Here is a 15,118-nt window from a genome sequence, read left to right on the forward strand (position 1 = left end):
GGGCAAATGTAAGAGAGAAAAAACAGAGAATAACAAAGAATCTGAATGGGATAATATTGATTTGAGCGGTATTTAAAATAATGATCAAGCTCGGGACAATAACAGTAAATAAAAGGGCATAAGCTATAATCGAAAAGAAATACAGCACTTGGTATTTTCGTAGCAACAGCTGTACAAAATAGCTTGGAAGAAAAACCAGAATGAAATAGATCAAGGCAATGTACAGGACAAGCAAGAACATCTCATAGCATACTTTGAATATTTCTATGGAAAAGTAATGATCAGGTGCAAAAAAAGCCACCAATATAAGATAGATGGGAATGCAGGCATAGAAGGGGGTTTGGATCAAACAGCGCCAAATTTGTACTTTACTGACAATCAGTTTTTGAGTGAATGGTTGCGCAAGTTTTTGAAGTATGGTGTTCATGGTATTTTAATCTTTATTTATTTCAATTGCTTATATTTAAGCTGTAGAGTTAATCAAGCTATTGCATTGAATTATCTTAATTTTTGATCATAACAAATCCTCGGCCCACAACTATACGTCAGCTCATGACGTATTGCATCTCACATGCTCTTAATTTCACAACTTTGAAATGTTAATTTTTAAACGATATTCTCTGTTTTCTTCAGGTCGTTTGAAATGTCTGATCGCATTCGTGAAAAGCTGCAAATTTTAGCGGACGCTGCCAAATATGATGTGTCCTGTTCTTCCAGCGGTAGTGACCGTAAAAATAAAGACAAAGGTTTAGGTGACGCGAGTCGGGCAGGGATTTGTCATAGCTATACCGAAGATGGACGCTGTGTTTCTTTGTTGAAAATTCTGTTCAGCAATGTTTGTATTTTTGATTGTGCCTATTGTGTGTCGCGCCGTTCCAATGATGTGAAACGGGCTGCATTTACGGTACAAGAAGTGGTTGACCTGACCATTAATTTCTATCGACGTAATTATATTGAAGGGCTATTTCTGAGCTCAGGTATTTTCAAGTCAGCCGATCACACCATGGAGCGTATGCTGCAAGTGGTGAAGAAACTACGCCTAGAAGAAAACTTTAATGGCTATATTCATCTTAAAACCATTCCAGGTGCTTCCCCTGAATTTATTCATGAAGCGGGTCTGTATGCCGACCGAATGAGTATTAATCTGGAAATGCCAACCGAGGTCGGTTTAAAAGCCTTTGCCCCAGAAAAGTCGCATCAAGAAGTACAAAAAGATTTGGGGCTGGTTCGTGATCGCTTGATTCAGCTTAAAGATGAACGTCAGATTATCAAGCATGTGCCGAAATATGTCCCCGCAGGGCAGACTACGCAGATGGTGGTGGGTGCACATCAGGAAACCGATCAGGATGTGCTGTTTATGGCAGATCGGCATTACAAAGAGTTTAAATTAAAGCGAGTCTATTTCTCAGGCTATATCCCGATTAATACCGAGAATAATTACCTACCTGCGGTTGGCTCTGCACCGCCTTTGCTACGCGAAAATCGACTGTATCAGAGCGATTGGTTGATGCGTTTTTATGGCTTTCAGGTCAATGAAATCGTGAATGAACGATTCCCACATCTGGATTTAGACGTTGACCCAAAACTCAGTTGGGCATTGCGGCATCCTGAACAGTTTCCTGTGGATTTAAATCGAGCTGATTACCTTATGATTTTACGCGTGCCGGGTATCGGGGTGAAATCAGCCAAGAAAATTGTACAGGCGCGTCGTTTTGGCAAAATCCACATCGACCTATTAAAGCAGTTGGGTGTGGCTTATTCACGTGCACAATATTTTATTCGTTGTGAAGACAGTCTTCGCTTTCAGAAAGAACTTTCTGCTAGTTTTATCCGTCAGCAGATTTTAACCCAAGGCTCATCTAAATATATCAAGCCGCTTTCACCTCAGTTGAGTTTAGGCTTTTAGTGATGTCAAACGAGCAACTGAGCTATTATTTTGATGGTTCAATGGCAGGCTTGTTGAGCTGCGTATTTCGTGCCTTTCAGTTTAAAGAGTTTCAGGTTCAGCTTTGTTTATTGGATGGAGCACAACATCGCTTGTTTTCTGAGGTTATTGAGGTTCCGAGTCATGAGCAGCACGCACAGCGGGTTTGGTCTGCTTTACAACAAAAACTGTCTAAAGCAGCATTAAAGCAGATTTATTTTGCTTCTCTCTCTGAGTCACTTGATGCCTATCAGCATCTTTTTGATTACTGTATTTATGTGTTTCAACAGCAGCATTCTATAGAAAAAGATTATTTACATCCGAGTGTGCTGGCCATTTCGCAATGGACCAAAAAAGTAGGGCGTGAAAAGCATCGGATGGAGGCTTTTGTACGGTTTAAGAAAACCACAGATGGACTGTTTTTAAGTTTGGTCCGACCCGATTTTAATGTACTGCCTTTGATTCAACCGCATTTTAGACGCCGTTATCAGGATCAACGTTGGCTGATTTATGATGAACAGCGCAAATATGGACTTTATTATGATTTAAATGATGTCCATGAGATTGGTATGGATGCAAATGAAATCGATCGCAATCTGCAAAATGGCGGCAGCCAAAGCTTCCAGTTGCAGCTTGATGAGCAGGAAGTTTTATACGATCAGCTTTGGAAAGATTATTTTAATAGTATCAATATTAAAGCACGTCAAAATATCAAATTACATGTGCAATATTTGCCGAAACGCTATTGGCGTTATTTGAATGAAAAATTGATTTGAGTAACGATTTATCTATTTAAAATATAAAAAAGCGCCGAAGCGCTTTTTATTAGAGAAAGAATAGATAAACAAAACTTGAAATAAGTGCAACACATAGCACATTGAGGATAATACCGACTTTCATCATCTCGCTTTGTTGTACAAAGCCTGTACCAAACACAATGGCATTAGGGGGTGTTGCAACGGGAAGCATAAAGGCACATGACGCGCCAATACCGATGACAATCACGAGAATTTCTTTAGGCATGCCCATTTGATCTGCAATGGCTGCAAATACGGGAACCAACAATGCTGCGGAAGCTGTATTGCTGGTAAATTCGGTTAAGAAAATAATAAAGGCAGTAACAATAATAATGATCAGCAAAGGTGAAGTATCGCCAAAGGCATTGGCTAAAGTCTGGCCCAGTACTAAAGAGGTTCCTGAATCTTTAAGTACCGCACTCAGGGTTAAACCTCCCCCGAATAGCATCAAGACGCCCCAATCGGTATTATCAGAAATGTTTTTCCATGTCGCAGTTCCTAAAATGACCACCAAACATGCTGCGCTTAGCGCTACCCAAGTATCAGGCTGACTAATTCCAAACATTTCACTGATACTCTTGCTGAAAATCCAAGCCATAGCTGTAGCGATAAATAACAGCATGGTGGCAATACGCATCTTGGTCCAAGGAATATCTTCTGTTTTAAACTCAACTTTATGATTGAGTTTTGGACGTAATGCCAAATATAGGCTCACTAACATGGCAGGTAAGATCACTAGCATCATGGGCAGGCCGATTTTCATCCAGTCTGTAAAGTCATAGCCCAGTGCTTTGGCCGCAATGGCATTCGGCGGAGAGCCGACCAGTGTTCCCAAACCACCGATACTGGCAGAATAGGCAATTCCAAGTAGAATAAAGACAAAAGTCTTACGTTCTTTGGCAATATCTAAATGTGATAATAGCCCTAGTGCCAAAGGAAGCATCATCGCTGCTGTCGCAGTATTAGAAATCCACATGGATAAAATGGCAGTAACGATAAAAATGGTCAGAACGGAAAGACCCAAATGCCCTCGGGACATAGAGATAATCCACATGGCAATTTTGCGATCAAGCTTTTGGATATGCAGTGCTGTTGCAAGTGCAAAGCCACCAAAAAATAGAAAGATAATCGGGTCGGCAAAAGTGCTTAATGCCTTACTGGTACTAATAGGCACCAGCTCACCATTGCTGTCTGAGGGCATTCCGATTAGTACAGCCAAAACAGGTACCAGCAGGGCGGTAATGGTGATGTGAATTGCTTCTGTTAGCCACAAAATGGCAATAAACAATAAAAGACTCAAACCTTTATTGGCATGTCCATCATAAGGTAAAACTTGATAGAGACCCAAAGATAGCAAAGTTGCAATGCTAATAATGATCCAGCCTTTTAATAGACCTTTGGGCATTGCATTGGTTGGGGTTTCCAAGTGAGGTACATTCATACAATATCCTTATTAAAGCGTGAAGATACAACCAGTTTTAAAACGCTTTGATGTGCTAAATGAAATAGCGAATAAAAAAATAGGCATTAAAATTAAAAGAAGCCTAAGCAAATTTGCAAAATAGAAGTAACTTAAAACAGAGTTAGTGAACTCGCCGTCAGATCATATGGGCTCCTAAATCATGGGAAATAAAAATAACAACTGGCTCGACGGTGGCTAGAGGTATTTTGCTTACACTGAGTGTTAATTACACACATGTTGTTGAAAGTATCAATAACCCTGAAAAAATCAAAATGATAGATACATAAAGACATATCTTTTATTTAAATATGACCTGAATTAGTAAAAATAAATTATCTCAGTTGTTCGATTTGCATACGGTTAAAAATATAACTTAAATGCACCTTAATGGCGCTTAGGCGTATACTTTTGCATCGAGTAGAACTTTGCGATTCCAGCAAGGTGCATTGTGGGTTTGATCCAATCAGGCTGGCTAAATTTTCCAAAACCCAACTATAAAGTTCTGCCTTTAAAAGAAAGGGGATCCTCTGCCTTCGGTGCATTGTGTGGCTTTTGGTTGTGAAGATGGTGTATTGGTGGTCGATACATCAGGTCATCATTTGGCGATTCTGGATAGTGTGGGTGTTGTACATGTGATTGATAGTCAAAACTGGAAACGTCTTGGGCAAATCAAAGCAATTGCGAACGTCAATGCAACCGAACTTGCAAAAAGCCGTCTAGCAGTCAATGCAGCGACAGATACGATTTTCATGAATGATACACAAGCAAAAACGATTGTAGAGCTGGATTTGAACAATCTAAAAATCAAACAAACCATTCAGCTGAATGATGTACCCACTGCCTTTACTTGGTTGGGTGTCGCAAAAACATCTTAATCCCATTATGTGCGAAGAAGCAGCCTAAGCGCTGGCTGCTTCTTTTATATATCCAATGTTCTGATCGATTTTCGTATTGTTTTATCTAAAAGAGAATGTAAAAATTTTAGTCGTGATTCCTGCTTCTCAAAAAAGCTGGGCAGCAATGTTTGATGATGATTTAAAAGATAATGACAACAAAAGAGCAGATCAATGACTAAATTAAGGTTCACAGTTGTATTGCTTGCAATGACGTGTTTGAGTACTCATGCTTTTGCCAAAGCACAGGATAAAACCATAGAACCTTATAGCCAATGTGTTGACGAAACCATTCAAGAGCTAAAATTGGGTAATATCAATAATGCAGTGGTGGAAATCTGTAGTACCAGAACTAAAACACGCTACACCAAGCAAATTGTACAATTACTGGATCAAATTAAAATTCAAAGCAAGGAATATAAGCAACCAGAACGATATAACGACATTATGAAATCGCAACAACTCTGGAAAAATTTTGTGGATCAAGAATGCCGGAATGCAGGAGCTTATATCGGTTCACCGATGTATGAATTTTGTCCGATGCAAAAATATGCAGAGCGATTGGAACAGCTAAAAGAATATTTAAATTAATGAGATTTAGGTTGAGCTACTTTCGTTATGATTTAAAACTGTAATTTAAATACACCTTAAGTCGGAGTAGGCGTATACTGCTGCATCGAGTAAAACCACGCGAATCCACCAAGGTGCATTGTGAGCTTGACCCAATCAGACTGGCTAAATTTTCTAAAACCGAATTATAAAGTCCTGCCTTTAAAAGAGAGGATGCTCTCTGGTCTCGGGGCTTTATGTGGTTTGGCGATTTCCTCCTTGATTAGCTGGTATGTCCTAGGTGGCATGAATGCATGGTATATCGCGCCGATGGGGGCATCTTCTGTGCTGCTATTTGCAGTACCCAACAGTCCGTTGGCGCAGCCTTGGAATGTTATTGTGGGTAATACGCTGGCAGGATTCATTGGCGTCGCCTGTACACAATATCTGCCTGATCTGACCAGTGCTTTTAGTGTTGCTGTTGGATTGGCAATTTTTGTGATGATGACCACAGACTCCTTGCATCCACCAAGTGGAGCAGTCGCGATTACCGCAGTTCTAGGAGGCGAAGCTGTACACCGCTTAGGTTTTCATTTCATCTTGTATCCAGTCCTGCTTAATTCGATTTTATTGCTTGTGTTTGCAGTGTTTTTTAATCGTCTGATTGGTCGTCATTATCCGATTACGGCACATGTAAATGAGCGTTCTAAAGACCCGACACCGACTCAGAAAGTCTCAATTCAACCGAAAGATATTGAATATGCTTTAGAGCATCACACTGAGCTATTGGATATTAGTCAGTACGATTTAGAAAAAATTATTTTAGAAGCACAATCGCATGCCAACGAGCGCTTGATTAACTTATTCGTTTGTCAGGATATTATGAGCCGAGATGTGATTAAACTGCATGAGCATGATGATATTCATCAGGCCTTAGATAAGTTTAAAGCTGTGAATTTAATGAGTTTGCCAGTGGTGAATGCGGAAGAGCATTTGGTCGGGACTTTGGCCTTATATGAAGTGGTAGAGTGGTTCAAGGGTGCAGCAGATCCGCGTAATTCGTGGCAGCACTATGTGCGACAAATCATGAGTCATAAAGTCGTGACGGTGAGTCCCACACAGCCTATTCAGGATTTGGTACCTTACTTTGTAGAAAAGTCGTTTAACTATATCCCCGTGGTTGAAGAACAGCGCTTGATTGGGATTATCAGCCGTGCAGATATGATTGCAGCTTTGCAACAACAGTTGAATCGACAGGTCTAAATTTAGATAAAAAAAAGCTACGGTTGGATTAGGGGTAATTTCAACCGTAGCGACCAAAAAGGTAACCGAAAATTAACGTTTTATGCCTTGGTCTTCATACACTGTTTTTACAGGCTGTGAATAACTTTGTACGTGATCAACACGCGCTTGCTGCTGTTTCGGAATGACCAGCCATAAAATCAGATACACCAAAATACCTGGGAAGGCTGCACTCATGAGTGAGATCACAACAAAGATCAGACGTAATAAATTTGCGTTCCAACCAAATCGTTCCGCAATACCGCCCATTACACCAGCGATCATGCTTTGTTGGTTTGAGCGATATAAACCAGAGTTGGCCATCGAGTTTGTCTCCTTAAATTCATGAAACAACAGTGAAAATAATAAATAGTGTCAGTTTGAGCTGCTGTTAATTAAGAAATAGGGGCGAACTGCTCTTTTTAAAGTTTAAACAGATGGGAGATTAGTTAAGTTGTGTAAATCATTGATGGAAAAACCGACAGCATCGCCTAAAATGCACCGAATTAAAGCATCCTGCTTTGTCAATTTACTATTTCAGTCCTATCGCATTGGCTATTACCCTTTTGGGGAATAGACGAACATTGAAATGATCCCTATATTTTCCGAAGTTTAGGACCCGTTCATGAAAAGCACGCGATAACGATGTTGATGTTAGAGATTTAGGATATGCAGTTCAGGTTATTCTTACAGCATGTTAGTGTAGGACTTCTATTGATTTTGGGTTTGAGTGCTTGTGATAGCCATCATCCAGAACCAGTAAAGCAACAAGCCCAGACGCAACCGAGTGGTGAAACGAGCGAAGTGTTTGCAGATGAACAAGAAGAACAGCTTGCATCTGACGCGCAAGGGGTATCGCTGACCCAAGTGGCTGGTCAAGCAACATTGCCGTATTCTGCGGACCGTAAACATAATTTGAGTAAACCTTCAGAAGCCGATTTGGTGTATGCGGGGCGTTACCATGCACGTATCCCTTGTAGTGATGCTTTTGCGGGCTGTGTCAATAATGAGAAAGAAGCGGAATATATTCTGAATTTAATGGATGATGGCTCTGTGTTCTGGACCAATACCAGTTTTAGCCGCCTTGGCTCAGATCCGTCACGTAATATTGCCAAGATTGAGCAGACCTGTAAGCAAGTCCAATGGCATGTGCATAAAGAGCTGAATGAAATTATGATTCGCTGTGATGCTGCGGATGTTAACTTGTATTATCAAGTGAGTCCGAATCAAGACTTGGTGATGGATCTGAATAAGATTTGGAATGGAGATAATGGGCGTAATCGTAAGTTCTTTAAAGAGTATCCATTCCCAGAACATGCCTATGTATTTAAGAAAGTTGATTAAATAATCCGTATTCAAAATAAAAAAGAGCGCATTTAGCGCTCTTTTTTATTGCAGTTCCGATTAGTAATCGAAGCTGAAGTGTTCAGGTGCAAGTGAAGTTAAAGTGCGAGAGGTTGATACCATAGATTCTGCATGACCTTGTGCACGTGGCAATAGACGGTCGAAGTAGAAATCTGCAACTTTGATTTTTGCTTTATAGAATTCAGGTGTTTCGATTCCGTCACCCGCTTCTAATTTCTCAGAAGCAACCACGGCTTGTTGCGCCCAGAAATAAGCCATCATCACATAGCCAGAGAACATCAAGAAATCAACCGAAGCTGAAGAAACGATGTCACGGTCTTTGCGTGCAGCAAGCATGATACGGACAGTTAGGGTATTCCATTGTGCGCAAAGCTTAGTTAAGTCCCAAGCGAAACGACGAAGGTACTTGTTACGTGCATGTGCAGCACAGAACTTCAGGATTTCAGCAGTATAGTCACGAACCACTTTACCTTTTGAACTTAATAAAACTTTACGGCCAATTAAGTCAAGTGCTTGAATACCTGTGGTACCTTCGTACAAGGTTGAGATACGCGCATCACGTGCGATTTGTTCCATACCCCATTCACGAATATAGCCATGACCGCCGTATACTTGCATACCGTGGTTTGCAGCTTCTAAGCCAAGTTCAGTCAAGAAACCTTTCAGAATTGGGGTATAGAAACCGAGTTTGTCATCATAAGCTTCATACGCTGCTTGATCGCCATTGACCAATGCATCTGTCATTTTGTCTGCAAGTTTAGCAGCATGATAGATCATTGAACGACCGCCTTCAGCAATTGCTTTTTGCGTTAACAACATGCGACGAACGTCAGCGTGGTGAATAATCGCATCACCTACACGTTCAGGTTCTTTTTTACCAGAAAGCGCACGCATTGACATACGGTCTTTCGCATAAGGTAAAGCACCTTGGAAAGAAAGTTCAGCATGTGCAATACCTTGAACTGCTGTACCGATACGGGCAGTATTCATAAAGGTAAACATCGCGTGTAAACCTTTGTTGATTTCACCGATGAGGTAACCAGTGGCATTGTCAAAGTTAAGCACTGCAGTTGCAGAGGCTTTGATCCCCATCTTGTGTTCGATTGAACCACAAGAAACAGTATTACGCTCACCTACACCACCATCCGCAGTTGGGATGAACTTAGGTACGATGAATAGCGAAATACCACGTGTACCTGCTGGTGCATCTGGAAGACGCGCAAGTACGATGTGAATAATGTTATCTGTTAAATCGTGCTCACCTGCAGAGATGAAGATTTTAGTACCAGAGATTTTGTATGTGCCATCAGCAGCAGGTTCTGCTTTAGTCTTAACTTGACCTAAGTCTGTACCACATTGTGGTTCAGTTAAGCACATCGTGCCTGACCAAGTCCCTTCAACCAGTTTAGGCATATAGGTATTTTTTTGCTCATCTGTACCAAACTGCATGATCGTGTTCATACAGCCAGTACTTAAACCTGGATACATGGTGAATGACCAGTTAGCCGTCCCCATCATTTCAGATTTGATCAGATTTAAAGACATTGGTAAGCCTTGACCACCAAACTCTTCTGGATAAGAAAGACCTTGCCAACCACCCATGACGAATTGGTCATAAGCTTCTTTAAAACCTTTTGGTGTAGTGACTTCGCCGTTGTTAAATGTACAACCTTCTTCATCACCTGATTGATTGAGCGGAGAAAGTACGTTTTCGCAATAATCTGCTGCACCTTCAAGAATCATATCAACTGTTTCAGCATCCGCATTTTGACCACTTGTCAAAGTTTGGTAATGTGCTGGATAATCTAACATTTCGTTCATTAAGAAACGAATATCACGGAGCGGGGCTTTATAAGCTGGCATAATCTTAATCCTGTATTTGAATCATTTTGGATTATCTGTTTCGATACTTTGATTATTCACAATGGTGATAAAAATACATTGATAATCACTAGGGAAAAGAATGTCAGAAAAGCGAATTTCCTTGAAGATAAGTTCTTAGAAAAACCACATTTCTGTTGGTGTCAAAACGGATGTGAAATGTGAAAATTACTCAATTTTAGAATTGAAAATATAATGATATAAAGGTGTTTGGTAAAGCTATGCGTCTAAAATATTTAACTTTATGCTTAATGGGTCTGAGTCTTTCTGCATGTTCACATCATGTCATTAAAACCAATACGGCTTCGACCAATCTGGAACAGAAAGCCATCAATAGTATCAACGCGATGTATGAATATCCGAGCTATGATTACCGCGGAAAATTTAATATTCATGTTGAGCCGAGTCAACAGCATAGCAATGCAACAGCAGAAAATGCGGTTCTAGATACGGCATTGAAACAAAAAGTAGATCAATATTTACGTGATCAGAAGGTCAATTTAAACTCCAAACAAAAACAAGCGTTGTATGTGGCCTTGGCACAAGAGCAAAAAAGCTCAGTACAAACCAAAGTCGATAAGTTTACCCAAATCATGGCCAATGTCTTAAATGACATGCAGTTTGAATATGATGGCTCGGTGCATTATCGTCAGAAAATGGGTTCATTTAACCTGACGGCACGTTATGAAAAGCCAACTTTGCTGGTACAAGCCAAAATACCGATGGTCGTTGATCTGAATAATTATAAGTTTTATATCAACTATTTTGCTTTGATGCCGTATTTGGTCAATAAAGACAGTCAGAACAATCTGGCCTATTTAGATTTTTCTAAATATCAGGATATGTTCAAGCAAGTGGATTACAAGAAATTTGCTGAATATGTGAAAGCTTCTGGTGCAGTTTATTATCGTCTTGCAGATCAGAAAAATATCCAATCTTTATCCGTCTCTTCGGCTGATCAAGCAGCAGGCGTAGTCGAGAAAATTCGGTTAAAAAGCTCAATTGAAGAACTGATTTTACAAGCCAATTTGTATAGCAAAGTCAATGAAAAATACTTCATGCAAAGCGTTCTCAATATTAAAGAAGAGAATCTTGAGAAACTGATTGCCAATGAAGTTGATGCTGCAAGTAAATCAGGAAAAACCGCTTCATTGTTGGATAAGAAAGATTCGGCTGATGATGCCAGTGTGGTCAGCCAAGAACTGTATCGGTTGGTGAATCAGCATTTTGGTGTTGAAGATGCCGAAGAAGATTATGCTGATGAGAGCGCAGATGCAGCGGAAGATGCAACACAAGCAGCGCAGAGAGCCTATGCTGAGGCTGCTGCGGATAGTACGGTCGATGCCACTGTCGCTGAAGATGAACAGGCCGGTTTAACTGAGGAGCAATGTACAGCCCTGCAAAATACGCCAAAAAACACATATGGTGATGCACAGTATTGCCAAAGTATGTATGACATTGATGTCTTTGGTGAGCAGAAAGCAGAATCTGGTTTCTTGAGTTATATCACTAAATTACAAGCGGTCGAAAAACAATTCGCGGCATATGATCAAAGTCAATTTATTGATGATCAGGCATTTAAGGCACTTTGGATCAAGCATCAAGCGGATATTGAAAAAGCTTTGCCACCAGTTGAAAAACGAAATCCATTTGTTATGGATGTCGGCTTGGATGCCCAAGGTCGTGCGGTTAAATTAGACTATGATTTGAACTATAGTTTATCTGAATTGAAGTCACGTTTTAGTGTCAAAGCCGATATGTTGATTTCAAATTATGGCAAAGCCACCCCAATTGATCAGGCACAATTGAAACGCGCGAAGAGTTGGTCAGAAGCAAGTAAAGGCTCGATGTTGGAACAAGCAGTGAATAGCTTCTCTGAGAAGTTAGGTCAAGCAGGGGTTCAAGAACGTTCAGCAGAACCATATACCATGACTTTGGAGGATCAACTGAAAGTAATTGCGGAACAACGCTATGATGCAACGCATGCCTATGATCAAACCTATAAAGCAGTATTCATTGCGAAATTGACCGAAAGCGCACCACAAATTGTACAGCGTTCTTCAAGCCAAGAGCTGCAAGAAATTGCCACTGTATATGCATACTGGTATGCCAATGAAGAGGTTTATAATCCTAAAGGGAAAGCGCTGCAAAGCATTGAAGCTTTACAGAAGAAGCATCATCTTGAAAATGAAGATCAGTTTGATGACAAATTGGGGCAAGCAGTGAATCGTATTGTATTGGATGCGATGCGTGGTGATACAGATCGCCAAGCGTGGAAAAAGCTACAAGCGCAATATAAGCAGCCACAGCAGTTATTTGCCAAACAATATCAAATCCAGTTCGAACAAGAGAATGGTGCTTCAAGTGAGGAAAAAGTCTTACTTGGACAAACTGCTAATATCTTAGGGCAAGTGTATGTGGATGCCCGTAAGAATAAATTATCTGAAAAGTCGATTCAGTCTTTAAAAATCGAGCATAACGAATTTATTGATTATGAGATTTTCAAAGAGGTTTATCAGAAGATGCTGACCGTTAAATAATTTCTTTATCCCCCAATAAAAAACCTGCAAAGTGCAGGTTTTTTATTTTGTGCTTTGAAGATTATAAAAAGTCTTTGAGTTCTGGTTTTACCCCGTTCCAGATCGAAAATGCTTCAATCGCTTGACCGACTAACATACCGAAACCATCAGTAGAGGGGATTTGGCGTTGCTTGGCCTGATCTAGAAAGCTGGATGGTTTGCCATAAGCCATTTCATAAGCATGATGGAACACTAAGCTTTCAGGCAGTAGTAGCATATCCCCAGTTAAACTTGCAGAGGTTGCATTAATCACCAGATCAAATTCACCTGTCAATTGATCTAAACCAATGCTTTTCAGCTCTGCTTGCGGGACTGCATCTTTTAAATCTGCGAGCAATTGCTCAGCACGTGCGAGGGTTCGGTTGGCAATGACAATTTGTTTTGCGCCCGCCTGTACCAAAGGGTAGATCACACCACGGGTTGCACCGCCAGCCCCTAAAATTAAAATACGACTAGCTTTGAGTTCCCAACCCAATGCCTGAATTGCTGCAACTAGGCCTTGACCATCGGTATTATCGCCATATAGTTTGCCGTCCTGCATCCATAATGTATTCACTGCTTTGGCGATCTTGGCGCGTTCAGTTAGTTGGTCGCAAAGAACAAAGGCTTGTTCTTTAAACGGTACCGTGACATTCATACCGACGCCATTGTGTGCAAAGAAATCTTTGACAACACTTTCAAAACCATCTAAGGGCGCAAGGATTTTTTTATAGTGTAGATCGACCCCAGTTTTTGCTGCGAATGCGTGATGTAGCTCGGGTGAGCGGGATTGTTCAATCGGATTTCCAATTACAGCAAATTGTTTGGTCATTGTGCGACGATCAAATGAAGAAAATAGCTGAAGTGTATAAAGTTATTGATCTGATCGCAATCAGATCATCGATACTTTGATGGCTTCAGCCAGCTTTTGGATATTGCGCCAAATTTCATCAGGTTGATGTGCCGCATAACCAAATAAGACTGCGCTTTGGGAATCGTCAGTTTGGCAATATCGAGAAAGGGGTTGAACCGCCAAATCAACTTTTAAGCAGTAAGCAATAAATGCTTGTTCCGTCCAATCTGGATTTAACCAGCAGAGTAAATGTATTCCTGAGTCTGTCACTTGAATTGTTAAAATATCGGCGAGATAGGTTTGGATCGCGCGAATCAAGACCTGTTGACGCTCATAACATGCTTTACGAATTTTGCGGACATGCCGTGCGTAGTGGCCTTCTTGGATAAAGAGGCTTAAAGCAACTTGTTCTAAATAAGAACATTGACTGTCAATTTGCTTCTTTGCAAGACTAAATAGTTCGATTAATGCCTCTGGTATCACCATAAAGCCTAAGCGAAACTCGGGGAACATCATTTTGGAAAAGGTACCTGAGTAAATCACACGTTGCTGATGATCTAATCCTTGTAAGGCTTGAATAGCACGAGAGCCGTAACGAAACTCACTATTATAGTCATCTTCAAAAATCCATTTTTGCTGTTGCGCAGCCCACTCCAACAGCATTAAGCGGCGCCTTAAACTTAATGTACCGCCTAAAGGGAAATGGTGTGAGGGTGTTGTATAGATCAATTTACTTTGTGCATGATTTTGAATGATGTCTGGAATATTCATTCCTTCATCATCACTTAAAATGGGTTGTATTTTTGCTCCAAAACTCTGAAAAACTGCTAAAGCTGCATCATAACCTGGTTCATCCATGCAGACCTGATCCAGCTTCTGCAATAAGGCGAAAACGGTTAAATGGATGGCTTGTTGGGTTCCGTTCACAATCAAAATTTGTTGTGTTGTGCAATTCAAGCCACGTGTTGAACGGACATAGTCGCAAATTGCTTGTCGTAGCGGGAAATAACCACGAGGGTCATACGCTTGCCCCAGTTGGTGGTATGACTGTCGCCATGCTCGACCAAGTAATTTTCCCCAAAGTGAGTGTGGAAAAAGATCAACACATCCGACACCTACATGAAACACTCTTTTTTCTGGTGATGTTTGCTGTAATTGCCAAGTTTTAAGATGTTGCGTTAGGTTTGGATTAACATCCAGATGCTCAGCAGGCGCCAGATGATCAATTGGCGTTTGAGTATGTGCATGAATCAATTGGTCAGGGATGACTGCACTGACATAGGTTCCAGAACTCGGTTTGGTGATGAGATAACCTTCATCTAATAAGCGTTCTAATGCCGCTAAAACAGAATTACGAGAGATGGACATCATTTCTGCTAATGTGCGACTTGATGGAAGTTTTGTTCCAGCATGGAGCCTGCCATCTAGAATAGCGGTATGTAAGGCCGTGTATAAGGCGTCTTTAATATTGCCTTGCGCTAAGACGAGATGGGGGAAATGTGCAGCAGATGAATTTTTCATTTCGAGTAACTGGTACTGTCAAATAAATCAAAAC

11 protein-coding genes and 1 pseudogene are annotated in these 15,118 nt (G+C 40.7%); 7 read left to right on the forward strand and 5 right to left on the reverse strand.

Going from position 1 to position 15,118, the window contains the following annotated elements:
- Positions 1–643 precede the first annotated feature (643 nt).
- Together MN869_RS12035 and MN869_RS12040 are read left to right on the forward strand one after the other, a co-directional pair.
- Complete coding sequence (locus MN869_RS12035) at positions 644–1,906, forward strand: putative DNA modification/repair radical SAM protein (RefSeq protein WP_243307618.1); 1,263 nt, start codon at positions 644–646, stop codon at positions 1,904–1,906.
- A gap of 2 nt (positions 1,907–1,908) precedes the next feature.
- A complete protein-coding gene (locus MN869_RS12040) occupies positions 1,909–2,700 on the forward strand; it encodes a TIGR03915 family putative DNA repair protein (protein ID WP_243307620.1) in 792 nt (263 codons plus the stop codon).
- 49 nt (positions 2,701–2,749) lie between these two features.
- On the opposite strand, the gene MN869_RS12045 is transcribed toward MN869_RS12040, so the two are convergent.
- Complete coding sequence (locus tag MN869_RS12045; RefSeq protein ID WP_243307623.1) at positions 2,750–4,162, reverse strand: DASS family sodium-coupled anion symporter; 1,413 nt, start codon at positions 4,160–4,162, stop codon at positions 2,750–2,752.
- 602 nt (positions 4,163–4,764) lie between these two features.
- Here MN869_RS12045 and MN869_RS12050 point away from each other — a divergent pair.
- The 3 genes and pseudogenes from MN869_RS12050 to MN869_RS12060 form a co-directional block, all read left to right on the forward strand.
- A pseudogene (locus MN869_RS12050) lies at positions 4,765–5,058 on the forward strand (hypothetical protein); the annotation flags it as partial.
- Between the two features lie 192 nt (positions 5,059–5,250).
- Positions 5,251–5,667 carry a lysozyme inhibitor LprI family protein gene (locus MN869_RS12055; protein WP_243307627.1) on the forward strand — a complete coding sequence of 139 codons (417 nt, stop codon included), beginning with the start codon at positions 5,251–5,253 and terminating at the stop codon, positions 5,665–5,667.
- Positions 5,668–5,787: 120 nt separating this feature from the next.
- Positions 5,788–6,888, forward strand: coding sequence for an HPP family protein (locus tag MN869_RS12060; protein ID WP_243307629.1), 1,101 nt, complete (start codon positions 5,788–5,790; stop codon positions 6,886–6,888).
- A 72-nt stretch (positions 6,889–6,960) separates the two neighbouring features.
- On the opposite strand, the gene MN869_RS12065 is transcribed toward MN869_RS12060, so the two are convergent.
- A complete protein-coding gene (locus MN869_RS12065) occupies positions 6,961–7,230 on the reverse strand; it encodes a PspC domain-containing protein (protein WP_171550679.1) in 270 nt (89 codons plus the stop codon).
- Between the two features lie 345 nt (positions 7,231–7,575).
- Between MN869_RS12065 and MN869_RS12070 the strand changes: the two genes are divergently transcribed.
- The gene (locus MN869_RS12070) at positions 7,576–8,250 is read left to right on the forward strand and encodes a hypothetical protein (RefSeq protein ID WP_243307631.1); all 675 of its coding nucleotides are present in this window, start codon (positions 7,576–7,578) and stop codon (positions 8,248–8,250) included.
- Between the two features lie 60 nt (positions 8,251–8,310).
- Here the strand turns inward: MN869_RS12070 and MN869_RS12075 are convergent, their stop codons facing one another.
- Positions 8,311–10,134 carry an acyl-CoA dehydrogenase C-terminal domain-containing protein gene (locus tag MN869_RS12075; protein WP_243307633.1) on the reverse strand — a complete coding sequence of 608 codons (1,824 nt, stop codon included), beginning with the start codon at positions 10,132–10,134 and terminating at the stop codon, positions 8,311–8,313.
- 239 nt (positions 10,135–10,373) lie between these two features.
- On the opposite strand from MN869_RS12075, the gene MN869_RS12080 reads away from it, so the two are divergent.
- Positions 10,374–12,692, forward strand: coding sequence for a hypothetical protein (locus MN869_RS12080; protein ID WP_243307635.1), 2,319 nt, complete (start codon positions 10,374–10,376; stop codon positions 12,690–12,692).
- Between the two features lie 61 nt (positions 12,693–12,753).
- Here MN869_RS12080 and aroE read toward each other — a convergent pair whose 3' ends face one another.
- On the reverse strand, positions 12,754–13,542 hold the full coding sequence (aroE, locus tag MN869_RS12085; RefSeq protein ID WP_243307637.1) for a shikimate dehydrogenase: 789 nt from the start codon (positions 13,540–13,542) through the stop codon (positions 12,754–12,756).
- Positions 13,543–13,602: 60 nt separating this feature from the next.
- On the reverse strand, positions 13,603–15,084 hold the full coding sequence (locus tag MN869_RS12090) for a PLP-dependent aminotransferase family protein (RefSeq protein ID WP_243307639.1): 1,482 nt from the start codon (positions 15,082–15,084) through the stop codon (positions 13,603–13,605).
- Positions 15,085–15,118: the final 34 nt, after the last annotated feature.

This window comes from Acinetobacter sp. NIPH1876 (assembly GCF_022808535.1).
Classification (GTDB): Bacteria; Pseudomonadota; Gammaproteobacteria; order Pseudomonadales; family Moraxellaceae; genus Acinetobacter; species Acinetobacter higginsii.

What these genes read in the sequence shown, in the direction of transcription:
- MN869_RS12035 (WP_243307618.1), top strand. Translation starts at nt 644, where the DNA reads ATGTCTGATCGCATTCGTGAAAAGCTGCAAATTTTAGCGGACGCTGCC.
- MN869_RS12040 (WP_243307620.1), top strand. Translation starts at nt 1,909, where the DNA reads ATGTCAAACGAGCAACTGAGCTATTATTTTGATGGTTCAATGGCAGGC.
- MN869_RS12045 (WP_243307623.1), bottom strand. Translation starts at nt 4,162, where the DNA reads ATGAATGTACCTCACTTGGAAACCCCAACCAATGCAATGCCCAAAGGT.
- MN869_RS12055 (WP_243307627.1), top strand. Translation starts at nt 5,251, where the DNA reads ATGACTAAATTAAGGTTCACAGTTGTATTGCTTGCAATGACGTGTTTG.
- MN869_RS12065 (WP_171550679.1), bottom strand. Translation starts at nt 7,230, where the DNA reads ATGGCCAACTCTGGTTTATATCGCTCAAACCAACAAAGCATGATCGCT.
- MN869_RS12070 (WP_243307631.1), top strand. Translation starts at nt 7,576, where the DNA reads ATGCAGTTCAGGTTATTCTTACAGCATGTTAGTGTAGGACTTCTATTG.
- MN869_RS12075 (WP_243307633.1), bottom strand. Translation starts at nt 10,134, where the DNA reads ATGCCAGCTTATAAAGCCCCGCTCCGTGATATTCGTTTCTTAATGAAC.
- MN869_RS12080 (WP_243307635.1), top strand. Translation starts at nt 10,374, where the DNA reads ATGCGTCTAAAATATTTAACTTTATGCTTAATGGGTCTGAGTCTTTCT.
- aroE (WP_243307637.1), bottom strand. Translation starts at nt 13,542, where the DNA reads ATGACCAAACAATTTGCTGTAATTGGAAATCCGATTGAACAATCCCGC.
- MN869_RS12090 (WP_243307639.1), bottom strand. Translation starts at nt 15,084, where the DNA reads ATGAAAAATTCATCTGCTGCACATTTCCCCCATCTCGTCTTAGCGCAA.